Raw genomic sequence first — 25,759 nt, 5'->3', positions numbered from 1 at the left:
GTTGGGGGGCGATGGGGTTGTAAAGGGGAAGGGTGGTCGGGTGAAACCCCCCAACACCCGAAAAAACCACAAAAAAACCGCCCCCACCCCCTGGTCCTCGGGTGCGGGCGCCGTCGTCTGCGCGTTCGCTCAGGGTTGCAGGGGGGGCCGGTCCTCGCCCCGGTCCGCCTCGTCGTCGCCCGGTTCGACCGGCGGCGTGAACGTACCCGTGGGCGGGGTGATGGTCCTCGTCGGCGACGGGGTGTCCGTCGGCGACGGATCCACCGTCTCGGTGTCCGTGGGCGTCGGGGTCGGGTCGGCCGACTCCGTCTCGGTCTCGGTGGGCGTCGGGCTCGGGTCCTCGGACTCCGTCTCCGTGGGCGTGGGCGTCGGGTCGGGGGCGGCGATCTCAGCGACGTCCAGGTCGAACTCGGCGTCCGAGCCGCCGTTCAGCGCGCCCAGCGTGTAGTCGGCCCAGATCCTGGCGGGGAAGCCGCCGCCGTTGGCACGGCCGGCCTCGGCGGTGCCGGTGAGGGAGACCTGCCCGCCGCCGTCCTTGGGGGACTCTCCGAACAGGGCCACCACCGTGGCGAGTTCGGGTGTGTAGCCCGCGAACCAGGCGGACTTGTTGTCCTCCGAGGTGCCGGTCTTGCCGGCCGCCTCGTATGCACTCGACTTCGCGGCGATGCCGGAGCCGTTCTTCACCACGCCCGTCAGCCCCGCGGTCACCGTGTCGGCCGTCTCGCGGCTGATCACCTGGCTGCCGATGGGGTCCTCGATCTCGACCTTTCGGTCCTTGTGCTCGGCCTCGGCGACGATCGTGGGCGTGACCTTCTTGCCGTGGTTGTCGAGCGTGGCGTAGACGCCCGCCATGTCCCACGTCGAAGCACCCATGGTGCCCAGCGCGATCGACGGCCGCACCGGGAAGTTCTTGTCCGGGACACCCAGGTCGAGCGCCGTCTCCTTCACGTTGTCCAGACCGACGTCCACGGCCATCTGCGCGAAGGCGGAGTTGATCGACCGGTTCAGCGACGTCTGGACGCTCACCGGGCCGTAGCTCTTGCCGAGGTCGTTCTGCGGGGCGTAACGGCCCTCGATGCCCTCGACCGGGCGCTTGCTGGTGCCGTCGTAGACCGTGTTGAGGCCGATCGGGTCGCCGTCCTGGGTCTCGGACCCGTTCTCCAGGGCAGAGGCGAACACGACGGGCTTGAAGGTGGAGGCGGGCTGGTAGTCGCGGCGGGTGGCGTTCGAGAACCAGTGCTCGGTGGCGCTCACACCGCCGTACAGGGCGACGACCTTGCCCGTCTTCGGGTCGACGGAGGTCGCGCCGGCCTGCACGGTGGCGTCCACCTTGTTGCCCTTGCGGTCCAGGTCGTCCTCGAGCTGCTTCTGTACCGACTTCTCCAGCGCCTTCTGGCGCTTGGAGTCGATGTTCAGGGTGATCGTCCAGCCACCGGCGTCGAGGTCGGCCTTGTCGAGCCCCTGCTCGGCCAGCTCCTCCTTGGCCGCCTCGACGATGTAGCCGGCCTGGCCGCTCAGTCCGGGCGCGGCCTTCGGCTCCTTGGGGACGGGGAACTTCAGGCCGTCACGCGTGCTCTTGTCGAGCCAGCTCTCCTCGACCATGTTGTTCAGCACGTAGTTCCAGCGGTTGGTCACCGCCTCCCTGGTCTCGTCGGAGGCCACGGCCCAGTCGAAGCGGCTGGGGGCCTGGACGAGCGAGGCCAGGTAGGCACCCTGGGCGACGTTCAGCTTCTCGGCGTCGATGCCGTAGTACGCCTGGGCGGCGGCCTGGATGCCGTACGCGCCGCGGCCGAAGTAGCTGGTGTTGAGGTAACCGGCGAGGATCTCGCTCTTGTCCTTGTTCCGGTCGACCTTCAGCGAGATCACCAGCTCCTTGAGCTTGCGGGTGACCGTCCGGTCCTGGGTCAGGTAGTAGTTCTTGACGTACTGCTGGGTGATGGTCGAGCCACCCTGCTTCCCCTGGCCGGTGACGGTGTTCTTCAGACCGCGCAGCGTGCCCTTGACGTCGACGCCGGAGTCCTCGAAGAAGGTCTTGTTCTCGGCCGCGACGAAGGCGTACTGGACGTCCGCCGGGATCTTCTCCAGGTCGACGATCTCGCGGTTGAGCTTGCCCTCACGGGCGAGGACCTTGCCGTCGCTGTACTTGTAGACGTTGCTCTGCAGCTTGGCTTCGGCGTTGGCCTCGGGGACGGGGACGAGCATGTAGGCGACGAAGAACGCGCCCATCGCCAGCAGGCACAGGCCGAAGAACGTGCCGAGGATCTTCTTGAACGTGAAGAAGCGGCGTATGCCCGAGGGCCCTGCCTTTTTCGCCCGGCGCGCACCGCGCTGCCGGGCCTGTCGCGCTTCCGCTCGGCCCATCGCTTCGTTGCTCCGCTCTGTCGCCCACTGGGTATCTGTCCGGTTCTGTCCGGTGACCAGCCCGAACCAGCTCAGAAAGCTAACACCGGCCGTAGAGACAAAGAGGCATCGATCCGCTCTTTTCCGGACGTGACAATCAGCACCTTGTCTCATGGGAACCGACTCACGAACGGGTCAGAGGGTTGCGACGCCAAAAAAAGTGATATCAATATGCTAGACAGCGTCAGAGAGCGCACCGCTCGGCGAAGCACCGCAGAAACGGGGACGACATGCCTGCCACCAGCACCATCGACCGCGACAACACGCTCGACGTGCCACGCATACCGGCGCCGCGCGTACGGGAATTCGCCGCGCACAGCATCGGCGGCGGGCTCGCCCTGCTGCTGGGCCTGCTCGGCCTGGCGGCCGGGGTGGGCCTCGTCGTCAGCGCCAATGCCCTCGACTCAGGCGGCCTCAAGGCCCTACTGATCACCGGCGGCATCGTGATCGGTATCGCCGCCTTCCTGGCCATGTGCGGGCTGAACATGGTCGCGCCCGGCGAGGCACGCGTGGTCCAGCTCTTCGGCCGCTACCGGGGCACGATCCGCACGGACGGCCTGCGCTGGGTCAACCCGCTCACCTCACGGGCCAAGATCTCGACCCGTGTGCGCAACCACGAGACGGCCGTACTGAAGGTCAACGACGCCTACGGCAACCCCATCGAACTGGCCGCGGTGGTGGTGTGGAAGGTCGAGGACACCGCCCAGGCGATGTTCGAGGTGGACGACTTCCTCGAGTTCGTCTCCACGCAGACCGAGGCGGCGGTCCGCCACATCGCCATCGAGTACCCGTACGACGCCCACGACGAGGAAAGCCTGTCGCTGCGCGGCAACGCCGAGGAGATCACCGAGAAGCTCGCCGTCGAACTGCGCGCACGCGTCGAGGCGGCGGGCGTCCACATCATCGAGTCCCGCTTCACGCACCTCGCGTACGCACCGGAGATCGCCTCCGCGATGCTGCAGCGCCAGCAGGCGGGCGCGGTCGTGGCGGCACGCCGCCAGATCGTGGACGGCGCGGTGGGCATGGTCGAGGCGGCCCTGGCCAGGATCGCCGAGCAGGACATCGTCGAGCTCGACTCGGAGCGCAAGGCGGCGATGGTGTCCAACCTGATGGTGGTGCTGTGCGGCGACCGCGCGGCCCAGCCGGTCCTCAACACGGGCACGCTCTACCAGTGACCCCGCCCTCCGAACGCAAGCAGGTGCTGCTGCGGCTGGACCCGGCGGTGTACGAGGCGCTGGCCCGGTGGGCGGGGGACGAGCTGCGCAGCACGAACGCGCAGATCGAGTTCATCCTGCGGCGCGCGCTGTCGGAAGCGGGCCGGCTCCCGTCCGGCACCCGCCCGATCCCCCGCCGCGGCCGGCCCCCGAAGGCGCCACCGTCGTAGTGGGAGGGGGGCGCTGCCGCTGAGGCGGTGGCTCCCCCGGCCCCGCGGCCCGTATAAACCTCGTGTATACACGCCGAGTACAGTGGCGTCCATGTCCATCGGTCACACCCTCCTCGGTCTGCTGGAAGCCGGCCCCAGCCACGGCTACGACCTCAAGCGCGCCTTCGACGAGAGATTCGGGCAGGACCGTCCGCTCCACTACGGGCAGGTCTATTCGACGATGTCCCGCCTCCTCAAGAACGGACTCGTCGAGGTCGACAGCGTCGAAGCGGGCGGCGGGCCGGAGCGGAAGAGGTACGCCGTCACCGAGGCCGGTATCACCGACGTCTCGCGGTGGCTCGCGGAGCCCGAGAAGCCGGAGCCGTACCTTCAGTCGACGCTCTACACCAAGGTCGTCCTCGCCCTGCTCACCGGCCGCAGCGCCGCCGGCCTGCTCGACTCCCAGCGCGCCGAGCATCTGCGGCTGATGCGGGCCCTCACCGAACGCAAGCGCCGCGGCGACCTCGCCGACCAGCTCATCTGCGACCACGCCCTGTTCCATCTCGAAGCGGATCTGCGCTGGCTGGAACTGACCGCCGCACGGCTCGACCGGCTCTCCGCGGAGGTCCGTGCGTGATTCCCGCCGGCTCCCTGCTCGTCGTCGACGACCTGCACAAGGCGTTCGGTCCGACCTCGCCCTCGACGGCGCATCGTTCTCCATCCACCCGGGTGAGGTCGTCGCCGCCATGGGGCCCTCCGGCTCGGGCAAATCGACGCTGCTGCACTGCCCCGCCGGGCGGTCCGAGCCGACCGGCCCTTGACTGCCGCATGATCAGACCACGGAATTGACGGTACGCCGGGAACGTATGCGCGCTTCGGGGGTGCCGGCTTCAACCGCCGACCACTGCTGGTTGCGGACGAGGTCCTGGTACTGCGGGCAGCGCGACAGCAGTTCTTGGTGCGTTCCGGCGTCCAGGGCATGACCGGACTCCATGATCAGCACGTGATCGGCATGCTGCACGGTGGACAGGCGGTGGGCCACGACGACCACGGAACGGTCCTGCGCAAGCCGCGTGACGAGGTCGCGCAGACGCTGTTCGTTGATGCTGTCCAGTTGCGACGTGGACAGAGCCGCGAATCCCAGCTGCAGGCGGTCTCCACGGGCGAGATGGGCGCCCAACCGGAGCCCCGGGGCAGGTTTGTTGCGGGCGACTGGCATTCGCTTGTTCCACCTCTTGTGAGAATTTCCGGGATTCACGAGTTCATCCGCACCGCGACGGCGGCGGCATTGGTGATGGTGGCGGCCCCTGTCAGGCTTCCGACGCCTGGGTACGAGCCAGTCCACCACAAGCGCGCGGGACAAAGTAACGACAATTCTTGGCGCCTCGGTGGGACCCCGGAGCCGGGTGATCAGGTCCTGCGCATTGGCGCACTTTCCGGCGTCTCAAAGCTGACGTCCGCACGGGCTCTTCCGGGTGGTGGAAACGGGTGCCCGTGGCTCCCTGTAGCGTGACGGGACGTCAACCAGCCGGATATCCCGGGCGGTTGGGTTCAACGGTCGGTTCAGAACGTCGGCGAGAAAGAAGGCACGGGCATGTTCGGCAAGAAGGAAGTCCATCTGGTTGCGCTCAGCGACATCGGCGACGCTCGTGACGCCGTGCACCAGGCTCTGTCGGATGCCCCCGGTGACGAGCAGCCCGGACTGCGGCGCGCTGCGCGGATCCTGGACGAGCTGGCGGAGCGGGCCGGCGAGCCGCGGCTGCGCTGGGCCCGGCGCGTCCTCGACCGGGAGGGCATCGACCCCGTGAGCCACGAGGTGGCGGCCATACGGGCCCTGCGGCAGGAGCTCCCGGGTCTGAGCCTGGTAGCCGCCACCGAGCTGGCGCGGGAGGTGAAGTCGGCTCAGGAGAAGTGAGTTGCCGCCCCTGGGCGCGTGAGAGCCCCTCCGGGACCCGCCCCGGAGGGGCTCTCGCACGCTCGGACCTCTACTGAAGGAAAGTACTTGCAAGCATGGAAAGTAGATGCCATGCTGGCATACGTAAGCGTCTCCCGCCGACACCAGAACCCGGAGAACCGATGAACACCTCAGGAGCGATGCAGCCGAGCGCAGAGCCCGCCGCGGCGGTGCTGCGCGACGCACGTGCCGCGCAGGCCGCGGCCCGGCGCCCCCAAGCGGCGCCCGCCTGGTATCCCGCCACGCACGGACTGCTGCTCGCCACGGGATTCACCGGCTTCTGCGCGGCAAGCCTGTGGCCCCAGTGGCAGGGAGCCTTCCTCGCGGCGGCCACGCTCTGCGCTGCGGCCTTCCTCGCGGTGACCTGGACCACGATGCGCAGTTCCGGGATCGCCCCCTGGTTCGACCGGCGGGATCAGGGGGCGTCGTGGCGCTCCTGGGGTGCGCCACTCGCGCCGTTCGCCGCGGGCCTCCTGGTTGCGATCCCCTACGGAGCGGCCGGCTGGTTCATCGGGTTCGGCGTGGTCGCCGGGGTTGCGTCCTGGGTGCAGGCCGCCCGCCGGCGCGCCCGTGCGCTGGAGTCGTCGTGAACCGTGCGGACGTTCCCGGCCTGGACAAGGAGATCCACCACCCGACCCGGCTCACCGTGGCGGCGTTCCTCTCCGGCTGCGCGGAGGCCGAGTTCGGCGCGGTTCGGGACTACTGCGGGGTCACGGACTCCGTGATGAGCAAGACGGTCGCGGCGCTGGAGAAGATCGGCTATGTGAGCGTGCGGAAGGGGTACCTCGGCAAGCGCCCCCGGACGTGGGTGGCGCTCACCCTGAAGGGCAGGCAGGCGCTCTCCGCCCACCTCGCCGCGCTCGAAGCCCTCGCGGAAGCCTCCCGGAAGGCGGGCGCAGGAGGGACAGCGCCCGGTGGCGCCGGGCAGGACGCGGAGCACGGGGAGAGCTGACGGCCACTCCGGTGACGCGTCGCCCATTCGGTGTCCGTGCACCGGGTGTCCTGCCCGGTCGGTGGTGTCGCACGGACAGAAAAACCGCTGGGCGCCCGGGGGAGGCCAGGCACCCAGCGGTGGGTGTGCGCTGTGGGCGCGAGCTGGTTCAGCAGCCCCAGTTCGCCGTGGCCGAGACGCCGGCGCCGCTGATGGCGCTGACAGCCGCACCGCAGCCGCCGCTGGAGCCACCGATGAAGCTCAGGACCGTCGGCGTGATGGCCGGGGCGTCGGCCCAGACGCCGGCGCCGAACTCCTCGGCGTGGTGTAGGCGGTGTAGCCGGCGAGGAGCTGGTCTGCGGTGTTCACGGCGATCCTTCACTGATCGATTTCCAGGGCGGGTTTTCCCTGCCCGGCCTCTTTTCGATCGCACACACGGCCCGGAACGCCACGGAAAAGTTATCGTTGATTGACCGGCTCGCCTTCGCGACCTGCGCATTGTCCTCCCAGGCCACAACAAGTGGCTCACCGGCCGGACCGTCAAAGATATGGTCCGCGGCGCGCAACGGTATGACGGCGCCTCCCCCATGAATGCAGCCCGCAGGAATACCGTCCGCAGGAATGCAGCCCACCGAAGCACAGGACGCAGAAGCACAGCCGATGGAACAAAGCCTGCGGAAACACAGCCCGCGGAAACGTATCCCGTGGAAATGCGGACAGCCCCCACCAGGAATGGTGGGGGCTGCACCGCTGTGAGCGCCGGGAAGGGCCGATCATGTCGTATCGGGTGTCCGGCGCCGGTGGTTTCTCAGGGCCTGCCACACCGTCAGTTCGAGGCACACCTCTCCCAGAGCGGTCTTGAGCTCTGTCATCTCTGCGAGGAGCCGGCTCTCCTGGGGAGGCAGCAGGCGCAGCGACGCGACGCCGTCGGCGATCACCAACTGCGAGGAGGCCACCAGGCTGCCACGGCGGGCCCGACCCTGGTGGGAGTCTTGTCGTAGCGGGTGGCGACCGCGCGCCGGGTGCGAGGCGGCCGACCGGTTCGCGCACTCTCCCGGAACAGGCCCTGGCACCGCCCGCAGCCCGCCCGTCACGCGGCACAGCCGCACCGCGGCAAGGGGCGGGGGACGGGCCCCTCAGGACACCACCCGCACCGGCAGCGCCCCCATCGCCTCCCGCAGCGCCGCCGCCAGTTCCTCGAACTCGTCGCTCCTCGCCCCGCCCGAGCGCATTGCCAGGGCGATGCGGCGCGACGGGGCCGGGTCCGCGAACCAGCCGGTTTGGAGGCGGGAGGCGCGGCCCGTTTCGACGTCGACGGCTGTGCGGGGGAGCAGCGTCACACCGAGGCCGCCCGCGACCAGTTGGACCAGGGTCGCCAGGCCGGCCGCCGTCGTGGTCACGGGGGCGCCTACCGTGCGGCCGGCCTCGCGGCAGATGTCGAGGGCCTGGTCGCGCAGGCAGTGGCCCTCGTCGAGCAGCAGAAGATGCAGCTCGCGCAGCGCTTCGCGCGGAATGTCGTGGCGGCCGCCGAGCCAGTGGTCCTCGGGGGTGACGAGGACGAAGTCCTCGTCGAAGAGCGGGATTTCGGTGACCCCCGGCACCCCGAGCGGCACCGCGAGCAGCAGCAGGTCCAGCCGCCCCGCCGCCAGGCCTTCCAGCAGCGAGGACGTCTGCTCCTCGTGGACCTGGAGGTCCAGTTCCGGGTACCGCTCGTGCGCCAGCTTCAGCACGCTCGGCAGGAGGTACGGCGCGACCGTGGGGATCACGCCGAGCCGGAGCACGCCCGTGAACGGCGCCCGTACCGCCTCCGCCTCGTCCATCAGCACGCCGACCGCGTCCAGCACCGCCTTGGCCCGGACCGCGAGGCGCTCGCCGGCCGGGGAGAGCAGCACCTTGCGGGTCGTACGCTCGAGGAGCTGGGCACCCAGTGCCTCCTCGAGCGCCGAGACCGCGCCGGACAGCGCGGGCTGACTCATCCCGATTGCTGCCGCCGCGTCCCGGAAGTGCAGATGCTCGGCCACGGCGGCGAAGGCGCGCAGCTGTGCGAGGCTCGGTTGTTTGACCCGGTTCACCGGAATTACTGAAGCCACTGATAGGTACCTCCGATCGCGATGACCGAGTCTAGCTATTTCCGCGATCAATGCACCCTGTGCCACCATCAAGATCCGTCCAACCCACCGGGAAGACCCCAAAAGGGACCTTCCTCCATGCAAGGAGAGCGCGTGCTCACTGTTGGTGACCAGTTCCCCACGTTCGAACTGACTGCCTGCGTCTCGCTGGAGAGCGGCAAGGAGTTCGAGCAGATCAACCACAAGTCCTACGAGGGCAAGTGGAAGGTCGTCTTCGCGTGGCCCAAGGACTTCACCTTCGTCTGCCCGACCGAGATCGCCGCGTTCGGCAAGCTGAACGACGAGTTCGCCGACCGTGACGCCCAGATCCTCGGCTTCTCCGGCGACTCGGAGTTCGTCCACCACGCCTGGCGCAAGGACCACGCCGACCTGCGTGACCTGCCCTTCCCGATGCTGGCCGACTCGAAGCACGAGCTGATGCGCGACCTCGGCATCGAGGGCGAGGACGGCTTCGCGCAGCGCGCCGTCTTCATCGTCGACCCGAACAACGAGATCCAGTTCACCATGGTGACCGCCGGCTCCGTCGGCCGTAACCCCAAGGAGGTCCTGCGGGTGCTGGACGCCCTGCAGACCGACGAGCTGTGCCCCTGCAACTGGACCAAGGGCGAGAACACCCTCGACCCCGTCGCGCTGCTCTCGGGCGAGTGATCCGACGTGGCTCTCGACGAACTCAAGTCCGCCCTCCCGGACTTCGCCAAGGACCTGAAGCTGAACCTCGGTTCGGTCATCGGCAACAGCGAGCTTCCGCAGCAGCAGCTGTGGGGCACCGTCCTGGCCTGCGCGATCGCCTCGCGCTCGCCGAAGGTGCTCCGCGAGCTGGAGCCTGAGGCGAAGGCGAACCTCTCCCCCGAGGCGTACACCGCCGCCAAGTCCGCCGCCGCGATCATGGCGATGAACAACGTCTTCTACCGGACCCGGCACCTGCTGTCGGACCCGGAGTACGGGACGCTGCGCGCCGGTCTGCGGATGAACGTCATCGGCAACCCGGGAGTGGAGAAGGTCGACTTCGAGCTCTGGTCGCTGGCCGTCTCCGCCATCAACGGCTGTGGCCAGTGCCTCGACTCCCACGAGCAGGTGCTGCGCAAGGCCGGTGTGGACCGCGAGACGGTCCAGGAGGCCGTCAAGATCGCCTCGGTGATCCAGGCCGTGGGCACGACGCTGGACGCAGAGGCCGTCCTGGCCGAGTAGGCCGCACAGGCACATGAACGGGCCCCGACCGACTCTCCTTGGGTTCTAACGGTCCTCGCAACTCCCACAGATCGCGGGGTGTTGCGAGGACCGTTAGAACCCAAGCTGTCGGCGGGGCCCCTTCGTGTGCGGCGTCAGCTCTTCAGCTTGATGATCAGTGCTCTCATGTCCTCGATCAGCAGCGGCTCGATCTCGGACATGTCGACCAGCGGCTCTCCGCTGTCCAGGTCCCAGTCGCTGTAGGTGGACATGGTGAGGACCGCCTGGCCGTCCAGCACCTCGAGAGTGATCCCGCTGCTGTCGGAGTCGCGGACGATGTACGCCTGCTCACCCAGATCATCGATCCGGGTGAGCTTGGTGGTCGCGCCGAAGTAGTTGTGCCGCGCCGCGACGGTCCCCTCGAACTCGGGCCCAGGATCGGTCTTCTTGTGCAGCGTGTAGCCGACGGTGACACTCGGCATCGAACCCAGCTCGTTGCCGTCCTCGTCCGTGGGGACCTCGTACCCGATCGGCCTCATGTCGGTGGAGCAGCCGGCGTCGTCGACGCTCTCGTGCTTGTTGCCCCAGGCGTAGCCCTCGCCCTCCCGCTTGCCGAGCGCCGAGGACACGGCCTTCAGCTCCGCGTCCTTGCACAGGTCGGAGGTGGCCCGGTAGCCACCGGGGTCCGGCGCCTTGGACCCGTACCAAAGGAGTCCGCCCGCCCACACCGCCGACGCGACGACCGCGCCGCCGAGCGCCCACAGCCATGCGGGACGCGGGGGACGTGGAGCGGCGGGGCCGTCCTCGGCCGTCACCACGTCCTCGGTCCCGGCCCGTGGTCCGGGGAGTTCGGCCGCGCCGTAGTGCTCGTCGCCCACCAGTTCCGGTTCGGAGATCATTCCTGCTCCTCCTGCCGCGGCGGCCTCGGGGCGCCGTCCTCCGGCGCAGGCCCGCCGGGCGCCGGCGTGCCGGCCGCACCGCCCGACGCCGACGTGACCGCCGCGTCGAGGGACGTCGAGCCGTGCGGCGGCGGGGAGTGCCGCAGTGCCTGCTCCCTGCCGAACGCGCGCAGGTAGCCCACCACCGTGTTGGTGACGGCCACCAGCGGCACCGCCACCACCGCGCCGCCGATGCCGGCCGTCAGCCCGCCCGTCGCGACGGCGAGCACCACGGCGAGCGGGTGCACCCGCACCGCCCGGCCGAGGATGAACGGCTGCAGTACATGACCCTCGATCTGCTGTACGGCGAGGACGACGATCAGCACCATCAGCGCGGTGAACACGCCCTGGGTGACGAGCGCGACGACCACCGCGAGGGCGCCGGAGACGACCGCACCGACGAGCGGGATGAAGGCGAACAGGAAGATGAACACGGCGAGTGGAACGGCCAGGGGCACATCCAGGAAGTAGAGCCCGAGACCGATGAAGATCGCGTCGATCAGGGCCACTATGACCGTCCCGCGGACGTACGCGGTCAGAGTGCGCCAGGCACGCGGCCCCGCGCCGGCCACTCCCGGACGCGCCTGCGACGGAACGAGCCTGAGCACCCACTCCCAGATGCGCTTGCCGTCGTACAGCAGGAACAGCGTCGAGAACATCGCCAGCAGTATTCCGGTGAGCACCTCGACCATCACGCTCACGCCCTGCAGACCCGCGGAGGTGATCTCCTCCGTGTTGGTGCCGATCGTGTCGCTGAGGTTCTCGGCGATGTCGTTGATCTGGCTTTCCGTCACATGGAACGGGCTGTTCAGCAGCCAGCGCTTGAGCTCCTCGATACCGTCCCTGACACGGTCGGAGAGGTTGTCGAGGTTGTCCATGACCTGCCAGGCGACGAACCATCCGACGAGCCCCATGACGACGAAGCCCAGGATCGCCGTCCCCGCGGTGGCGAGGCCTCGTGGGAGGCCGAGCCTGGTCAGCCGGGCGACGGTGGGCTGGAGCATCGCGGTGACGAGCAGGGCGGCCACGAAGGCCAGCACCACCAGCTGCACGGCGCTGATGACCCGCATCAACACCCAGAGAGTGCCCGCGAGTACGAGCAGCCGCCAGCCCGCCTCCGCGGCGACGCGGATACCCCACGGGATCGCGGCCACCGGGTCGGGCTTGGCCGCCACGGCGGGGGCGTACGAGGGCGGTGGCGGAACGCTGTCAGGAGTGAGCGCTGCGCCGGGCAGGACGTCGTCGTCTTCCGCGGCGGTCTCACTGCGGCGCTCGTCCAGGCGCTCTCCTATCCGGGTCAGCCCGGCGCCCACTCGGCCGAGCCATCCTGGAACCTTCGACATGATGCTTCCTTTTCCCCCACACTCTCCCCCTGCGCCGAGGGGCGCGGTGGTACCCCCACCCGGGGAGTACCAGGTCCTGACCGTACACGCACGGAGCCCCTCACCGTAGGACGGTGAGGGGCTCCGGAAAGTTGAGCGTCTGCCCGACTGGTACCGGTGGCCGGCCTAGTACCAGTGGTTCGCCTGCCAGAACGACCACGCGCCGCAGGGGCTGCCGTAGCGGCTGTCCATGTAGTTCAGGCCCCACTTGATCTGGGTGGCCGGGTTCGTCTGCCAGTCGGCGCCCGCCGACGACATCTTGGAGCCCGGCAGCGCCTGGACGAGGCCGTAAGCACCGGAAGACGGGTTCTGCGCCCGGTAGTTCCAGCTCGACTCGTGGTTCACGATGTTGCTGAAGCACTGGAACTGGTCGGCGGGCACCATCTGGCGGGCCATCGCCTGGACCTGGGAGACCGTGTAGGACGACTGCGCGGAGAAGCTGGACGCGTCGCGCACGGAGTCGCGGTTGGCGCGTTCCTGCGCCTCCTCGCGCTTGCGCTCGGCCTCCTTCTCGGCGGCCTCCTTCTTCGCCTTCGCGGTCTCGGCGGCCTGGAGACGGGCCGACTCCTCGGCGGACTTCTGCGCAGCCGCGTCCGCGGCAGCGGCCTGGGCGTCCGCCTGCTGCGTGAGGGACGAGACCTGAATCTGCGCCTGCTCACCCATGGGGATGTCCGCGAGGAGCGTCGTGTCGGCAGCGGTCGCCTCGAGGTTGTCGCCCGAGGGCTGAGTGCTGCCCGACGCGACGCCGACGACGGCGCCTACGGTGGTGACCGCAGTAGCCGAAGCGACTGCGAATCCCCGGACCGAGATCCGGCTCACACGGTTTCCTTCCAGCATCGCCCGCATAGGTGACCTCGCGAGCGCAATCTTGCCCCTGGCGCTGGCCTCCCCACTGCTTGGGTCACGGGAGGCGCGGGCCCGGTGGGCAACCCCTGAGGCGGAGTTGCCGCGTTGTGCTCGCGGGCGGCATACGACGGACAGGTCTTGAGTTGTGTGTTGCTGTGCACCAACCGTGGTGCGGATGTGTCGCATGCGGGGCCTGACGGAAGCAAGACTCTGCCGGAAGGCGATGCCGCAAGGCAATTCTTCGTTGCGTGTGAAAGCTCACACCCCGTTTACGCCAGGGCGTTTGGAGGAACGGCGGACAACGCGACGCTGCCCGGCTAAGCTCCTGCGCTTCGCCGGGCAGCGTCAACTGACTTGCCCTTTTTGCCAGATAAGCCGCTGGCCCTTATGGGTCTAAAGGTGCCCGTCCTCCAGCATTTCGGTCACGAGTGCGGCGATCTGCGAACGCTCTGAACGGGTGAGGGTCACATGCGCGAAGAGCGGATGGCCCTTCAGTTTCTCGACCACGGCGACGACTCCGTCGTACCGCCCGACCCGCAGATTGTCCCGCTGGGCCACGTCGTGCGTGAGGACGACCCGGGAATTCGCCCCGATACGGGACAGAACCGTCAGCAGGACGTTCCGCTCCAGCGACTGGGCCTCGTCGACGATGACGAACGCGTCATGCAGCGAACGGCCCCGGATATGGGTGAGCGGCAGAACCTCCAGCATGCCGCGGCCCAGCACCTCCTCGATGACTTCCCGGCCCGCCACCGCGGACAGCGTGTCGAAGACCGCCTGCGCCCAGGGGCTCATCTTCTCGGCCTCGGTACCCGGCAGATAGCCGAGCTCCTGCCCGCCCACCGCGTACAGCGGCCGGAAGACCATCACCTTCTGGTGCTGCCGGCGCTCCAGGACCGCCTCGAGCCCCGCGCAGAGCGCCAGCGCCGACTTGCCCGTACCGGCCCGGCCGCCGAGCGAGACGATGCCGACCTCCTGGTCGAGCAGCAGGTCGAGGGCGACACGCTGCTCGGCGCTGCGGCCATGGATGCCGAAGACCTCACGGTCTCCGCGCACCAGGCGGACGTTCCCCTCGGCCGTGATGCGGCCCAGCGCCTTGCCGCGTTCCGACTGCAGCACCAGGCCGGTGTGGACGGGGAGACCGGCCGCCTCCGGCACGTACAGCGACTCCTCTCCGTACAGCAGGTCGACCTGCTCGCCGGAGAGGGGCAGCTCCGCCATGCCGGTCCAGCCGGTGTCGGTGATGGCGAGCTCCGCGCGGTACTCCTCGGCGAGCAGACCGACCGAGGACGCCTTGATACGCAGCGGCAGGTCCTTGGAGACGACCGTGACGTCGTATCCCTCCGCCTGCAGATTGCGCGCGACCGCCAGAATCCGTGAGTCGTTGTCCCCCAGTCGGAAGCCGGCCGGAAGTACGCCGGGATCGGAGTGGTTGAGTTCGACACGCAGGGAACCGCCGAGGTCGCCGATCGGGAGGGGGGCGTCGAGACGGCCGTACCTGACCCGGAAGTCGTCCAGCAGGCGCAGCGCCTGGCGGGCGAAGTAACCGAGCTCCGGATGGTGCCTCTTGGCCTCGAGCTCCGTGACCACGACGACGGGGAGCACGACCTCGTGCTCGTCGAAGCGGCTCATGGCGTTCGGATCCGCCAGCAGGACGCTGGTGTCGAGAACGTAGGTGCGCCGGTCGTTCATACGGCGCTTTGTGCTGTTCACCACGGAAGGACGTACCCCCTCGGACGAGGTCGGGGTGCGACGGCGTCGCGGGCCATGGGTCCACCCGCCGACGCGGGGGACGGGCCGGGCTCAGGCCACGATGCGCGGGCCGAGCGCCGGCCCTCCGCCTGGTCCGCACCGCTGGTGCAGTCCTTCGTGTGCAAAGGGCCTCCCGGGTGAGCGGTGTCGGCCGCTCACTGAGATACGACGTTCGTGGATCGGACGTCGACCTGCAAGGGGTATGCCCTCGAACAAGTGCAGCCATGCCAAGGCTCCGGCGTCGCGGTGATGAACGCGGAGTGACGGGGACCTGCCGGGTGCGGCGGGGCCGCTGCGCGGAGCCGTTCCCCCACCCGCCCCTTCCCGAAACCGGCCTCCGCCCGGACCGGTACCGTGCTCCGCGCGGTGTTCGGGGGCTCCGCCCCCGGATTCCCCGCGCCTCAAAAGCCGGCGGGGCCGGGAAAGCAAGCCCGGTCCGGCGTCTGAGAACGCGTCGTGCGGAGCGCGGTGAGGGTCCGGGGCTTGCCCCGGTATCGGAGAAGGGGCGGGGGGAACGGCTCGCCGCAGGCGCAGTCCGCGCCCGCCACGCCCCCGCGGGCGTCAGGCGCCGTAGCGGCGGTGGCGCGCCGCGTAGTCCCGCAGCGCGCGCAGGAAGTCGACCTTGCGGAATGCCGGCCAGAAGACTTCGCAGAAGTAGTACTCGGAGTGTGCGCTCTGCCAGAGCATGAACCCCGACAGCCGCTGCTCCCCACTGGTGCGGATCACCAGGTCCGGATCGGGCTGCCCCCGGGTGTAGAGGTGCTCCGAGATGTGCTCGACGTCGACGATCTCCGCGAGCTCCTCGAAGCTGGTGCCCTTCCGCGCGTGCTCCAGCAGCAGGGACCGCACCGCGTCCGCGATCTCCTGGCGGCCGCCGTAGCCGACGGCGACGTTGACCAGTATTCCTCCCCCAGAGCCCTTGCCCTGGGAGCCCCCATTGTCCGCCGTGGCCTGCTCGGCCTCTTTGAGCACCGTCTGGGTGTGCGCCGGCAGCAGGTCCAGCGTTCCCACGTGGTGCACGCGCCAGCGCCCGTCTGCGGCGAGGTTGCGGACGGTGTTCTCGATGATGCCGAGGAGCGGGGTCAGCTCTTCCGCGGGCCGGTCGAAGTTGTCCGTGGAGAGGAGCCAGAGGGTGACGACCTCGACGTCCGTCTCGGCGCACCAGCCGAGCAGCTCGGAGATCTTGTCGGCGCCGGCCTGGTGCCCCTGTGCGGCCGTGCCACCCGAGGCCTTGGCCCAGCGGCGGTTGCCGTCGAGGATCACCCCGATGTGCTTGGGCACCTGGTCGTGGTCGAGGCGGCCTTCCACCCGGCGTGCGTAGAGCCCGTACACCAGGTCGCGCAGGTTCACTGTTCTTACACCCCTCCATGCGGCAGTCCCCGAAGGCGCAACAGTACTGCGGCCCGGCCGCGGCGGCCCAACGCGGTGTGTCACAAGTCCGTGATAAGGAGGGAAGCGTGACTGACTCCCCTTACTACCTGGCAGACGCCGACCGCTACGAGTCCATGGAGTACCGCCGCAGCGGCCGCTCCGGTCTCAAGCTCCCCGCGCTCTCGCTGGGCCTCTGGCACAACTTCGGCGACGACCGCGCCCTCGATTCGCAGCGCGCCATCCTGCGCCGAGCCTTCGATCTCGGTGTGACGCACTTCGACCTGGCGAACAACTACGGCCCGCCGCCCGGATCGGCCGAGCTGAACTTCGGCAAGATCTTCGCCCAGGATTTCACTCATTATCGTGACGAACTGATCATTTCGACCAAAGCGGGCTATCTCATGCACCCCGGGCCGTACGGCGAGTGGGGTTCGCGGAAGTACCTGCTGTCGTCGCTCGACGCGTCCCTGAAGCGGATGGGCGTCGACTACGTCGACATCTTCTACTCGCACCGGTTCGACCCGGAGACTCCGCTCGAGGAGACGATGGGAGCGCTCGCCTCCGCCGTACAGCAGGGCAAGGCGCTGTACGTGGGTGTGTCCTCCTACAACGCGGAGCAGACCGCGGAAGCGGCCGGGCTGCTGAAGGAAATGGGCGTCCCGGCGCTCATCCACCAGCCCTCGTACTCGATGATCAACCGCTGGATCGAGAGCGACGGCCTGCTCGACACGCTGGAGGACGCCGACATGGGCTGCATCTCCTTCGTGCCGCTCGCACAGGGCCTGCTCACCGACAAGTACCTGAAGGGCATCCCCGAGGGGTCGCGCGCGACGCAGGGCAAGTCCCTGGACCCGAACCTGCTGTCCGACGAGGTCCTGCGACGGCTGCACGGGCTCAACGACATTGCGTCGCGGCGTGGCCAGTCGCTGGCACAGCTGGCGATCTCCTGGGTGCTGCGGGATCCGCGGATGACGTCGGCGCTGATCGGTGCGTCGAGCGTGACGCAGTTGGAGGAGAACGTCGCGGCGCTGGCCGGGGCCCCTCTGACGGACGCGGAACTGAGCGAGATCGACACCTTCGCCGTGGACACGAAGGGCACGAACATCTGGGCCGACCGGGGCTGACCCGATCACGGGCCCTGCTTTCGCGGAGACATGGGCGGAGACATAAAACGGGCCGGTCCGTGGGGGGGATACGGACCGGCCCGAGGGGGGGTTTCCACCATAACCCTTCGTAAGTGGTGGTGGGTGCCACGCCATGCCAGAAGTGTCATCCGAATTCTGCCGGGGTGGCGTGGAGCGGTGCGGCATCGGGCCTGCCGGTGCCCTGGCGTACCTCCCACGGGGGACCCGGGCCGCGAGGCGCCGCATTGACGAACGCAGTGACGCAGCGTCAAATGCTCGACAGGAAACGGCCATTGGCCACAGCGGTCAGGATCTGACCTCTTTCGCTTCTACCGTCGTACCCATGACGAAGACGCCGGATGTGACATGGCCGCAGGCGAACGCACGGAGGCTGGCCCGCCAGGGCCTGTACGCCCCCGGATCCCACGGCTCCCCCGCCGCCGTCGCCGGTGCGATGCTCGGCGCGCACGCGCAGGTCCTCTCCGCCGGGGAGCTCTCCATCGCCCTGCGGCTGCCTACCGGCACGACGCGAGCGGACGTACGCCAGGCGCTGTGGACGGACCGCACCCTGGTGAAGACGTACGGACCGCGCGGCACCGTCCATCTGCTGCCCGCGGTGGACCTGCCGATGTGGACGGGCGCGTTGTCCGCCGTCCCGGCCGGGCCGAACCGGTGGCCCGAACACGTACGGATGACACCGGCACAGACGGACGAGGTCGTCGCGGCCATCCGTGACGCCCTCACCGGCGCCGAGCTGACCATCGGCGAACTGACCGACGCGATCGTCGAGCGAACCGGTGCCTGGGCCGGGGACCGGGTGATGGAGGCCTTCCAGGACAAATGGCCGCGCTGGCGACAGGTCACGCACACGGCCGCCCACCGCGGCGCCCTCACCTTCGGCCCGAACCGCGGTCGCAACGTCACTTTCACCTGCCCCGCCGTCACACCGATGGACGAGGTCCCCGCACTCGAGGAACTCGTGCGGCGCCACCTCTACGCGTACGGCCCCGCCACCCCCGAGCACTTCGCCAGGTGGCTGGGCGTGACGAAAGCGTGGGCCGGCGAACTGTTCGGAAGGATGGCGGGCGTCGGCGGGATCGAGAAGGTGGCCTTCGAAGGCACCCCGGCGTGGGTGGCGTCGGACGACACGATGTTCGAGGACGCCGAGCCGCCCCGGGGAGTGCGCCTCCTCCCCTACTTCGACGCGTACGCGATCGCCTGCCAACCCCGGGAGCGCCTCTTCCCGGGCCCCGCGCAGACCCGGGCCCTCGCAGGCGGCCAGGCCGGGAACTACCCGGTGGTTCTGGCGGACGGGATCGTCGCGGGCGTCTGGCACCAGCGCCGGTCGGGCCGACGCATCGCGGTGACGGTCGAACCGATCGGCAGCGCCCTCAACCGCCCGGGTGCCCGCAAGGACCTGACCGCCCAGGCCGACCGCGTCGCGGAAGCACTCGAGGGGCAGGCGGAGCTGTCGGTGGGGCAGGTGATGGTGGGGCCTCACGCGTAGGGCGATCCGTTCAGATCATGTGGCCCGCAGATGGCTGAAGCCCACCTCGAAACGTTCGACCGTGAGGATCCGCTGGCCTTCCCGCTGCGCCGTCTCCTCACGGATACGAGTCGCTTCACGCTCACTCGCCAGCATGCTCTCCTCGTCCTCCCACAAGGTCAGCGATCGCGCCTTCCCCGTGGCCCGGTCGACGAGGTAGTAGACGCCCAGGAAGCCCGGCACGCCCTCAATCTGTCGAACGGCCTCTTCCGACTGCGCGCTCAGGTCCCCCTCAGGGGGTACAGGTGACCCCTGGTACGTGCTCAGCCTCGCGAACATGACGACGGTCCCTTCCCTGACCGGGCTGCCCCGGTCGGGGAAGGGACAGCTCCAGGACCAGCGTGCGCCCGGCGTCCCGCACGCCGCATCCGGAGCCACGCCTGGCACGGGCGACGGCGGGGTGGTACAAGATGCGCGGCAGTCTGCCTCAGGACGCCGAAAGCGCGCCCAGCAGCACCCCCAGAAGGGCGCCCGCGATCATGAACGGGCCGAAGGGGATCGCCGTCTTGCGGCCCGCGCGGCGCAGCAGCACCAGCGTCACGCCGTAGAGCGAACCCAGCAGAAACCCGGCGAACGCGCCCGCGAACAGGATCGTCCAGCCGTACCAGCCCAGAACGGCGCCCAGCGACAGCGCGAGCTTCACGTCCCCGAAACCCATGCCGTCGGGGTGGATCAGGAACAGTACGAAGTACGCCGCCCCGAGCACCGGCCCGCCGAGCAGCGCGGTCGTCCACGATCCCGCAGCGCCCGGCGCGAGGGCGGCAGCACCGAGCAGGACCACCGCCCCGGCCGCGAGCGGCAGCGTCAGGTGGTCCGGCAGCCTGCGCACCTCCGCGTCCACGAGCGCGAGCAGCACGGCGAAGGGCGCCAGCAACAGCCAGGCCGCCAACTCGGGCCGCGCGCCGGCCGCGACGGCGAGGGCGGCGCACACGAGCGCGGTGACGACCGGCGCCGCGAACCGCCCCGGCAGCGGAGCGGGGCAGCACGCCCCGCCCACCCACCCGCCGTACGGATGCCCGGCCGGACACGCCGCGCGCCACGCCTCCCCCGGCTCTACGGCCAGCCGGTACACCGCACGCGGGCACAACCACCCGGCACCGGCCCCCCACAGGGCGGCGACGACCACCAACGCTGCTTCCACGCCCCCGACCTTAGGCCGACCGGGCGATACCGTGAACGCCATGAGGCGGCGGCAATGGCGCGACGGCACTGGCACGTTGACGGTCGACGGCCTGAAGGCGGCCCCCCTCGAAATCGCCGCCACCTACCGCACCCGCCGCCGCGGCCTCCTCGGCCGCGACGGCATCGAGGGCGCGATGCTCCTGACCCCGTGCAACAGCGTTCACACCATTGGCATGCGCTTCCCGATCGACGTGGCCTATCTGACGGGGGAGTTGCGCGTCCTCACCGTCAGGACCATGCGCCCGGGGCACATCGGGCTCCCCCGCCTGCGGGCGCGGCTGGTGCTGGAGGCGGAGGCGGGGAGGCTGTCGGCGTGGGGGGTGCGGGTGGGGGCGCAGCTGGGTGCCCGGTACTGATCACCGGTCCCGGCGTCGGCTCGGCTGTGACACGCCCGAACGGTCTTTCCCCGACAGTGTTCCAACCACTTCGTGAGAAGGTTCGTTCGAATTCGAAACGAAGCAACTTGGTTCACCGAAAGGCAAACCGTGCGCATCCGCCACTCACGTCCCCTCGTCCGTTCCCTCGCCGTGGCGGTGGCACTCGCCGCTACCGCTGTCGGCTGCGGCGGCGGTGATGCCGACAAGGGCTTCGCCACCGGAACCACCTCCGGGGGAACGGCCGACGGCGCAGGCGGGTCCGCCTCGTCGCGCATCGAGTCGGTCAACAAGACCATGCGGGAAGCCGGTTTCAACGCCATCGGCACGACGACCGCCTTCGACGGAGCCACGCAGCACCTCTCCTGGCACCCTGAGCAAGGGTTCCGCATGGAGGTCAACGGCCTGCCGGAAGCCCCCGGCGGCGACATGTACTGCAAGGACGGCACGAGCTACACCAGCGCCCCGCTGTTCGCCGCGATGCTCGCGCAGAAGGGGCAGCAGATCACCGTCCCCGACCGTCTCTCCGACGTCTACGTGACGAGTGAGACCGGCGACTGCAGCGCCTACTTCGCACTCTCCCCGACGGGAGAGTTCGCCCCGGACAAGGACACGACCATCGACGGCAAGAAGGCAGTCGCCATCGACGTCACGGCCGGAGGGGCCGGCGACACCTACTTCGTCAGCGCCGACGCCCCGGACTACCTGCTCAAGCAGGAGGCCCGGCGCGACGGAAAGACAAGCAGCACGGCCTACGTCGACTTCGGCAAACCGAAGACGGTCTCGATCCCGGAAGACGACAAGACGATGACGATGGCCGAGTTCCGCTCGGCGATCGGCGCCGGCTGACACTGCGGCAGCCGCGCGCAACGCCCTGGCCCGAGGGCCGCTCAGGCCTCGACGGTGTCGTCCCCGTTGTCGTTCAGGGCCTGGGTCCCCAGCCGGCGTTGTCGCCTCCGAATTCCGGAACCCGGTGGCTTGGCGCCGATGACGCCGGCTGCGGACCACCGGGACGGCGATGGCCGCACCGACGAAGGCGGCGGCGCCGGTGCCTGCGGCGATCCAGAGATCATCCCGGCCCGGGCCCCGTGTACGGCTTCACAGAGGCAACTGTGCCAACAAGAAGCCCTATTGGGACACGAATCACCCCGGGATCTTGATCGTCAGCGGTCCGCAGCTGAGACGTTGGGCCTCCGCCTTGACGTACGCCGGGAAGACTCGGCGGATGAAAGTGAAGTCGCGCCCCGCGTTGCGCTCCTGCGCCATGAAGATGACGGCACCCTTGGGGCATTCGGCGCGTACCGCCGAGAGCGTGGGCGAGTACGCCCCATTGGCCTCCGCCTGCTTGGTCACCTCGACCTGATGCCCAGCGTGGATGGAGGCCAGGCCCAGCGCGCCGGTCAGGTCCTCCTCCTCGATCGTCTCCAGCCGGAGCTGGGGCCTGATCGTGTGGCCGAAGACGATGTCGCAGGTACGAACCGGACCGTCCTCGCCAGCCGACATCCGCATCCGGGCCTCCGATCCGAAGTAGTGCTCCGACAGGACCGCACCCTTCACACCGCACAGGGAGCGATCGGCGCCCACCGGCCGGTAGTCGGGTACTGCGGCCATCCGGCCCGGCTCGGGCAGCGGGTCCGGGCAGCCCAGACGCTCCATGGCGCCGTTCGCGACATGAACGGCCGTACGGGCGAGCGCCGTCTGCAGAACGGCCCTGGTCTTGGGCTCCTCGCTGTTCGGGATCTCGTTGTCTCCCATGCTGAGGTCGACGACGGCCGGCCCGCTGAACAGTCCGGGCTTGACACAGGTGTCGGGCAACGCGACCCAGGCCCGCGTGTCCGAGGCCATACCGAGCAGCCCGTCGCCCAAGGGAGTCAGACGCGAGGACAGGAACTCCTCGGACCAGGGGACGTTGTGACTCGCCTCACGACCAATGAGCTGATGGACACGGATGTCGAGCTGACGGCCGGCCTTACTGCCGTCGTGGCTCGTGATACGGCATCGGCCGTCCAGGGGCTCCCTGCCCTCGCTCTCCGGAGCAATGTGTGAGGCCCGGGTCTCCCAGCCGTCGAAGAGCTCGTCAAGGTCCTGGTCCGTCACCGACTCCCAGCAAGGTGAGCTCAGGAAGGGCAGTGAGTCGCTCTGCCATGCGACGAAACCGGCCCCGAGCACACCCCCGACAACGGTGAGCGCGACTCCGCTCAGGAAGCGGCGTACGCGGCGGTTCCGGGGAGGTATCCCGACCGGTGCCGCCACTGGCAGCCCTGCACTCTGCGTCCCTGGTCCCGTCTGCACGTGATCCGCTCCCCGTTGCTCGTCCTCCGGCCGCTGTTCGCGCCGGCAAGGCCCGAGCTTTCCACACCGCGCCGACCGCACTCGCCTCGGCTGCGACGCCTCTCGCCCTATGTTGACTCCATGCGTGGTTTGCAAGGCCTGTCGGAGCTGACGGGGGCTCTTGCGGCCGGCTGGCCGCAACCCCAGTTGACGCGTGAACTGCGGCGCAAAGGTGGCAGCGGATCTGCCTCGGCGCGTCCGTCCCGGACCCGGCCATCGACCGGCGAGCCCGAGCGCGAGCCCTCGGAACAGCCCAAATAGGGCTCTCCTGCCGTATGTGTGGGTGCTCTGACCTGCCCTGATACGTGAAACACGCCGTCTCCTGTGATCCTTGAGGTATTGAGGCTCAAGTTGGATCAAGCAGGAAAACGGCGTGTCTGTCTTCAGGATATGGAAGCGGACGCTGATGACCCAAAACATGGGGTCGAGGGCGTCCGGATCGATGAGAACGAACAGTGTGTGATCGTGTCAGTACGGCCTGATGCCCGCCGTCGTGGCAGGTGCGGACAGTGCCGCCGTCCGGCCGCCGGGTACGACGCGGGCCGAGGTAGGCGCCGGTGGCGGTGCCTGGACCACGGGGCGGTGAGGGTGTTCCTGGAGGCCGACATGCCGCGGGTGTGGTGCCGGTCGCACGGCGTCGTCACGGCCGCCGTGCCCTGGGCCCGCTACGACGCCGGGCACACCCTGGCCTTCGACCGGCAGACCGCGTGGATGGCCGCGGAGTGCTCCAAGTCCGCGACCGCGCAGTTGATGCGGACCTCCTGGCGCACGGTCGGCGGCATCGTGGCGCGCGTGGTCGCCGACCGCGACCGGAACGTCGACCGGCTCGCGGGGCTGACCCGGATCGGGATCGATGAGATCAGCTACCGCCAGGGGCAGAAGTACATGACCGTGGTCGTGGACCACGACACCGGCCGGGTCGTCTGGATGGCCGACGGGCACGGCAAGACCGTCCTGCACCGCTTCTTCGACGACCTCGGCGACCAGCGGGCCGCCGCGCTCACCCACATCAGCGCCGACTGCGCCGGCTGGATCGCCGACGTCCTCGCCGAGCGTGCTGAAAGGGCGGTACGGGTGATGGACCCCTTCCACGTGGTCGCCTGGGCCACCGATGCCCTGGACACCGAACGCAGAGCCTCGTGGAATCGGGCCCGCCACCAGGCCGCCGACACCGACGGCCGCGAGACGGCCCGCGCGCTGAAGGACTCCCGGTTCGCGCTGTGGAAGAACGCCGACGACCTCACCGACCGCCAGGCCGCCAAGCTCACCTGGATCGCCGCGACCGACCCCCGCCTCCACCGCGCCTACCTCCTCAAGGAAGCTCTGCGGAGCGTATTCACCCTGGCCAAGACCCGTCCCACCGCGGCGCTACAGGCCCTGGACCGGTGGATCGACTGGGCCCGCCGCTGCCGCATCCCCGCCTTCGTCGACCTCCAACGCCGCGTCCGCCGTCACCGCGAGGCGATCCGCGCGGCTCTGCTGACGGGCATGAGCAACAGCCTGATCGAGTCGACGAACACCAAGACCCGACTGATCATCCGCAGAGGCTTCGGCTTCCACAGCGCGGACGGACGCGATCATCGCCCTCGTCATGCTCACCCTCGCCGGAGAGCGTCCCACCCTCCCAGGCCGCCAACCCGCCAACCCGCCACAGAATGACCCACTCATACGGCAGGAGAGCCCCAAATAGCCCGGCTGTATCGCCGCCATCGGCAGCCATGCACCAGGTCACTACGTACCCGCTCGTGCTGTCACAGGCCGCTCCGGTCGGACGGGGGCGGACAGCCGTGCTGTTCGGCAGAGTCCTCAGCGAACGCCAGCAGGAGGCGTCACACAGTGAGCCTTTTCCATCTTGATCAGGAGGCGAGTTCGAGGGCGACGACGGCATGGACGACGGCGGTGATCCGGGTGGTGCTGCAGCGGAGCTTCCGCAGGAGCTGCCAGCATTTGAGGGTGGCCATGGCACGTTCGCCGAGACTGCGGATCTTGGCGTGATCGCGGTTGTGACGACGCCGCCAGCCGCGCAGACCCTTGCCGCGGAACGGGACGCGGACAGCAGGACCTGCGCCCCGATACGCCTTGTCCGCCCAGCACTTGATCGCGTCGGCGGCGAGAGCGGCGGGAACGCCGTGGGTCCGGGCCGCGGTCAGATCGTGCACGGCCCCGGGTAGCGCGTCCGAGGCGCAGATCAGACGGCCTGCCGGATCCGCGAGCACTTGCACGTTCATCCCGTGGTGTTTCTTCTTCCCCGAGTAGTACGGCCGGTCGGCGGCGATGCGGTCGATCGCCAGCACAGTGCCGTCGAGGATCACGTACGCCTTCTTCCGCACGGTCTCCATGGCCTGTTCCAGCGTGGGCGCGAGGCTGGCCAGGAGGTCGACGGCCTCGCGTATGTAGCGGTAGGCCGTGGCGATCCCGATGCGGAAGCCTGCTGCAAGACGGGCGTAGGTGTCGCCGCAGCGCAGGTGGGCCAGGACGAGCAGGGCCTGCCGACCGCAGGTCAAGCGACGCCACCGGGAGCCGATGCGGCGGCGGTGACCTGCGAGAAGACCGGAGAGGTGCTGCAGGGTTCGACTGGACAGATCGATGCCGGACGGGTAGACAAGCACGCGAAAGCTCCTGGCGGACTGGTGATCTTGGTCGTGACCCGTCTACCAGGAGCTTTCTTCATGCCCGCCGGCGGGGTCGCCTGTCCAACCAACACGGCAGGTTGGAAACAGCTCAGTCTCCGAACTCACGTCACCTGCGGTTCGGGTGTCACCCGTTGTGACAACGTAGCGACCTGGTTCACCATGTGGCCCGCATGTAGCTGAAGCCCAGGCCACGGCACCACTGCTTCCCCGGCTTGAAACACGGTTCCCTGTGGTGTCTCAACCTCGATCCACCGCGTGATCTCTGATCACGCGATGTGATTGTTTTTGGGGTGGGTTTTCGGTTTCGGGCAGGGCGGGTTTCCGGTTGGCCGCTGC

26 protein-coding genes and 2 pseudogenes are annotated in these 25,759 nt (G+C 69.2%); 14 read left to right on the top strand and 14 right to left on the bottom strand.

All coding sequences use genetic code 11. The annotated features are described in order from the left end of the window. Positions 1–129: 129 nt before the first annotated feature. Entirely contained in the window at positions 130–2,361 is a 2,232-nt protein-coding gene (locus tag ACZ4SA_RS00140) for a transglycosylase domain-containing protein (protein ID WP_468267675.1), read from the bottom strand. 269 nt (positions 2,362–2,630) lie between these two features. On the opposite strand from ACZ4SA_RS00140, the gene ACZ4SA_RS00135 reads away from it, so the two are divergent. The 4 genes and pseudogenes from ACZ4SA_RS00135 to ACZ4SA_RS00120 all read left to right on the top strand — a co-directional run. Further along, a complete protein-coding gene (locus ACZ4SA_RS00135) occupies positions 2,631–3,575 on the top strand; it encodes an SPFH domain-containing protein (RefSeq protein WP_468267672.1) in 945 nt (314 codons plus the stop codon). Continuing rightward, positions 3,521–3,784 (top strand): type II toxin-antitoxin system antitoxin, encoded by a 264-nt coding sequence (locus ACZ4SA_RS00130; protein ID WP_468267669.1) that lies wholly within the window; start codon positions 3,521–3,523, stop codon positions 3,782–3,784. Before ACZ4SA_RS00135 ends, ACZ4SA_RS00130 begins: the two co-directional genes overlap by 55 nt. A gap of 91 nt (positions 3,785–3,875) precedes the next feature. Then, positions 3,876–4,400: a PadR family transcriptional regulator gene (locus ACZ4SA_RS00125; protein ID WP_468267666.1), complete on the top strand. Its 525-nt coding sequence runs from the start codon at positions 3,876–3,878 to the stop codon at positions 4,398–4,400. Then, positions 4,397–4,572 (top strand): annotated as a pseudogene (locus ACZ4SA_RS00120) (ATP-binding cassette domain-containing protein); the annotation flags it as partial. The gene ACZ4SA_RS00125 and the pseudogene ACZ4SA_RS00120, both read left to right, overlap by 4 nt. A gap of 23 nt (positions 4,573–4,595) precedes the next feature. Here the strand turns inward: ACZ4SA_RS00120 and ACZ4SA_RS00115 are convergent. Further along, positions 4,596–4,982, bottom strand: coding sequence for a hypothetical protein (locus ACZ4SA_RS00115; RefSeq protein ID WP_468267663.1), 387 nt, complete (start codon positions 4,980–4,982; stop codon positions 4,596–4,598). Positions 4,983–5,357: 375 nt separating this feature from the next. Here ACZ4SA_RS00115 and ACZ4SA_RS00110 point away from each other — a divergent pair, with 375 nt between their 5' ends. The 3 genes from ACZ4SA_RS00110 to ACZ4SA_RS00100 all read left to right on the top strand — a co-directional run bounded on the left by ACZ4SA_RS00110 (position 5,358) and on the right by ACZ4SA_RS00100 (position 6,669). Next, positions 5,358–5,678, top strand: a complete 321-nt coding sequence (locus ACZ4SA_RS00110) for a hypothetical protein (RefSeq protein WP_468267660.1) — start codon at positions 5,358–5,360, stop codon at positions 5,676–5,678. Between the two features lie 161 nt (positions 5,679–5,839). Next, positions 5,840–6,307 (top strand): hypothetical protein, encoded by a 468-nt coding sequence (locus ACZ4SA_RS00105; protein WP_468267657.1) that lies wholly within the window; start codon positions 5,840–5,842, stop codon positions 6,305–6,307. Then, positions 6,304–6,669 (top strand): transcriptional regulator, encoded by a 366-nt coding sequence (locus ACZ4SA_RS00100; protein WP_468267654.1) that lies wholly within the window; start codon positions 6,304–6,306, stop codon positions 6,667–6,669. The genes ACZ4SA_RS00105 and ACZ4SA_RS00100 overlap by 4 nt, the downstream gene beginning before the upstream one ends. Positions 6,670–6,817: 148 nt before the next feature. On the opposite strand, the gene ACZ4SA_RS00095 is transcribed toward ACZ4SA_RS00100, so the two are convergent. From ACZ4SA_RS00095 to ACZ4SA_RS00085, 3 genes are all read right to left on the bottom strand, one after another. Next, positions 6,818–7,030, bottom strand: coding sequence for an LxmA leader domain family RiPP (locus ACZ4SA_RS00095; protein ID WP_468267651.1), 213 nt, complete (start codon positions 7,028–7,030; stop codon positions 6,818–6,820). Between the two features lie 391 nt (positions 7,031–7,421). After that, positions 7,422–7,604: a hypothetical protein gene (locus tag ACZ4SA_RS00090; RefSeq protein WP_468267648.1), complete on the bottom strand. Its 183-nt coding sequence runs from the start codon at positions 7,602–7,604 to the stop codon at positions 7,422–7,424. 180 nt (positions 7,605–7,784) lie between these two features. Then, on the bottom strand, positions 7,785–8,726 hold the full coding sequence (locus tag ACZ4SA_RS00085; RefSeq protein WP_468268422.1) for a hydrogen peroxide-inducible genes activator: 942 nt from the start codon (positions 8,724–8,726) through the stop codon (positions 7,785–7,787). 144 nt (positions 8,727–8,870) lie between these two features. On the opposite strand from ACZ4SA_RS00085, the gene ACZ4SA_RS00080 reads away from it, so the two are divergent. Beyond that, positions 8,871–9,425 (top strand): peroxiredoxin, encoded by a 555-nt coding sequence (locus ACZ4SA_RS00080; RefSeq protein ID WP_468267645.1) that lies wholly within the window; start codon positions 8,871–8,873, stop codon positions 9,423–9,425. 6 nt (positions 9,426–9,431) lie between these two features. Then, positions 9,432–9,965 carry an alkyl hydroperoxide reductase gene (locus ACZ4SA_RS00075; RefSeq protein ID WP_468267642.1) on the top strand — a complete coding sequence of 178 codons (534 nt, stop codon included), beginning with the start codon at positions 9,432–9,434 and terminating at the stop codon, positions 9,963–9,965. A 134-nt stretch (positions 9,966–10,099) separates the two neighbouring features. Here ACZ4SA_RS00075 and ACZ4SA_RS00070 read toward each other — a convergent pair whose 3' ends face one another. From ACZ4SA_RS00070 to ACZ4SA_RS00050, 5 genes are all read right to left on the bottom strand, one after another. After that, complete coding sequence (locus tag ACZ4SA_RS00070; RefSeq protein WP_468267639.1) at positions 10,100–10,843, bottom strand: hypothetical protein; 744 nt, start codon at positions 10,841–10,843, stop codon at positions 10,100–10,102. Continuing rightward, positions 10,840–12,225: an AI-2E family transporter gene (locus ACZ4SA_RS00065; RefSeq protein ID WP_468267636.1), complete on the bottom strand. Its 1,386-nt coding sequence runs from the start codon at positions 12,223–12,225 to the stop codon at positions 10,840–10,842. Before ACZ4SA_RS00065 ends, ACZ4SA_RS00070 begins: the two co-directional genes overlap by 4 nt. Before the next feature lie 165 nt (positions 12,226–12,390). Continuing rightward, the gene (locus ACZ4SA_RS00060) at positions 12,391–13,083 is read right to left on the bottom strand and encodes an aggregation-promoting factor C-terminal-like domain-containing protein (RefSeq protein ID WP_468267633.1); all 693 of its coding nucleotides are present in this window, start codon (positions 13,081–13,083) and stop codon (positions 12,391–12,393) included. A gap of 420 nt (positions 13,084–13,503) precedes the next feature. Continuing rightward, entirely contained in the window at positions 13,504–14,826 is a 1,323-nt protein-coding gene (locus tag ACZ4SA_RS00055) for a PhoH family protein (protein WP_468267630.1), read from the bottom strand. Between the two features lie 597 nt (positions 14,827–15,423). Then, positions 15,424–16,212 (bottom strand): isoprenyl transferase, encoded by a 789-nt coding sequence (locus ACZ4SA_RS00050; RefSeq protein ID WP_468267627.1) that lies wholly within the window; start codon positions 16,210–16,212, stop codon positions 15,424–15,426. 107 nt (positions 16,213–16,319) lie between these two features. On the opposite strand from ACZ4SA_RS00050, the gene mgrA reads away from it, so the two are divergent. Together mgrA and ACZ4SA_RS00040 are read left to right on the top strand one after the other, a co-directional pair. Further along, positions 16,320–17,357 (top strand): L-glyceraldehyde 3-phosphate reductase, encoded by a 1,038-nt coding sequence (mgrA, locus tag ACZ4SA_RS00045; protein WP_468267624.1) that lies wholly within the window; start codon positions 16,320–16,322, stop codon positions 17,355–17,357. 343 nt (positions 17,358–17,700) lie between these two features. Next, positions 17,701–18,864, top strand: coding sequence for a winged helix DNA-binding domain-containing protein (locus ACZ4SA_RS00040; RefSeq protein WP_468267621.1), 1,164 nt, complete (start codon positions 17,701–17,703; stop codon positions 18,862–18,864). A gap of 15 nt (positions 18,865–18,879) precedes the next feature. On the opposite strand, the gene ACZ4SA_RS00035 is transcribed toward ACZ4SA_RS00040, so the two are convergent. Continuing rightward, positions 18,880–19,086 (bottom strand): hypothetical protein, encoded by a 207-nt coding sequence (locus ACZ4SA_RS00035; protein ID WP_468267618.1) that lies wholly within the window; start codon positions 19,084–19,086, stop codon positions 18,880–18,882. Positions 19,087–19,330: 244 nt separating this feature from the next. Then, complete coding sequence (locus tag ACZ4SA_RS00030; RefSeq protein WP_468267615.1) at positions 19,331–20,086, bottom strand: prepilin peptidase; 756 nt, start codon at positions 20,084–20,086, stop codon at positions 19,331–19,333. On the opposite strand from ACZ4SA_RS00030, the gene ACZ4SA_RS00025 reads away from it, so the two are divergent. Both ACZ4SA_RS00025 and ACZ4SA_RS00020 read left to right on the top strand, forming a co-directional pair. Further along, positions 20,085–20,441 (top strand): DUF192 domain-containing protein, encoded by a 357-nt coding sequence (locus ACZ4SA_RS00025; RefSeq protein WP_468267612.1) that lies wholly within the window; start codon positions 20,085–20,087, stop codon positions 20,439–20,441. The genes ACZ4SA_RS00030 and ACZ4SA_RS00025 overlap by 2 nt on opposite strands. Before the next feature lie 129 nt (positions 20,442–20,570). After that, positions 20,571–21,308, top strand: coding sequence for a hypothetical protein (locus ACZ4SA_RS00020; RefSeq protein ID WP_468267609.1), 738 nt, complete (start codon positions 20,571–20,573; stop codon positions 21,306–21,308). A 294-nt stretch (positions 21,309–21,602) separates the two neighbouring features. On the opposite strand, the gene ACZ4SA_RS00015 is transcribed toward ACZ4SA_RS00020, so the two are convergent. Next, entirely contained in the window at positions 21,603–22,556 is a 954-nt protein-coding gene (locus ACZ4SA_RS00015) for a hypothetical protein (protein WP_468267606.1), read from the bottom strand. Positions 22,557–23,180: 624 nt separating this feature from the next. On the opposite strand from ACZ4SA_RS00015, the pseudogene ACZ4SA_RS00010 reads away from it, so the two are divergent. Further along, positions 23,181–24,480 (top strand): annotated as a pseudogene (locus ACZ4SA_RS00010) (ISL3 family transposase). 166 nt (positions 24,481–24,646) lie between these two features. Here the strand turns inward: ACZ4SA_RS00010 and ACZ4SA_RS00005 are convergent. Further along, positions 24,647–25,399 carry a transposase family protein gene (locus ACZ4SA_RS00005; RefSeq protein ID WP_468267603.1) on the bottom strand — a complete coding sequence of 251 codons (753 nt, stop codon included), beginning with the start codon at positions 25,397–25,399 and terminating at the stop codon, positions 24,647–24,649. Between the last annotated feature and the right edge of the window lie 360 nt (positions 25,400–25,759).

The organism is Streptomyces sp. NPDC027962 (genome assembly GCF_055566095.1).
This window is presented reverse-complemented; position numbering and strand designations above follow the sequence as displayed.

Coding starts and splice junctions, on each gene's coding strand:
- ACZ4SA_RS00140 (WP_468267675.1), bottom strand. CDS start 2,361: ATGGGCCGAGCGGAAGCGCGACAGGCCCGGCAGCGCGGTGCGCGCCGG.
- ACZ4SA_RS00135 (WP_468267672.1), top strand. CDS start 2,631: ATGCCTGCCACCAGCACCATCGACCGCGACAACACGCTCGACGTGCCA.
- ACZ4SA_RS00125 (WP_468267666.1), top strand. CDS start 3,876: ATGTCCATCGGTCACACCCTCCTCGGTCTGCTGGAAGCCGGCCCCAGC.
- ACZ4SA_RS00115 (WP_468267663.1), bottom strand. CDS start 4,982: ATGCCAGTCGCCCGCAACAAACCTGCCCCGGGGCTCCGGTTGGGCGCC.
- ACZ4SA_RS00110 (WP_468267660.1), top strand. CDS start 5,358: ATGTTCGGCAAGAAGGAAGTCCATCTGGTTGCGCTCAGCGACATCGGC.
- ACZ4SA_RS00105 (WP_468267657.1), top strand. CDS start 5,840: ATGAACACCTCAGGAGCGATGCAGCCGAGCGCAGAGCCCGCCGCGGCG.
- ACZ4SA_RS00070 (WP_468267639.1), bottom strand. CDS start 10,843: ATGATCTCCGAACCGGAACTGGTGGGCGACGAGCACTACGGCGCGGCC.
- ACZ4SA_RS00065 (WP_468267636.1), bottom strand. CDS start 12,225: ATGTCGAAGGTTCCAGGATGGCTCGGCCGAGTGGGCGCCGGGCTGACC.
- ACZ4SA_RS00040 (WP_468267621.1), top strand. CDS start 17,701: ATGACGAAGACGCCGGATGTGACATGGCCGCAGGCGAACGCACGGAGG.
- ACZ4SA_RS00025 (WP_468267612.1), top strand. CDS start 20,085: ATGAGGCGGCGGCAATGGCGCGACGGCACTGGCACGTTGACGGTCGAC.
- ACZ4SA_RS00030 (WP_468267615.1), bottom strand. CDS start 20,086: ATGGCGTTCACGGTATCGCCCGGTCGGCCTAAGGTCGGGGGCGTGGAA.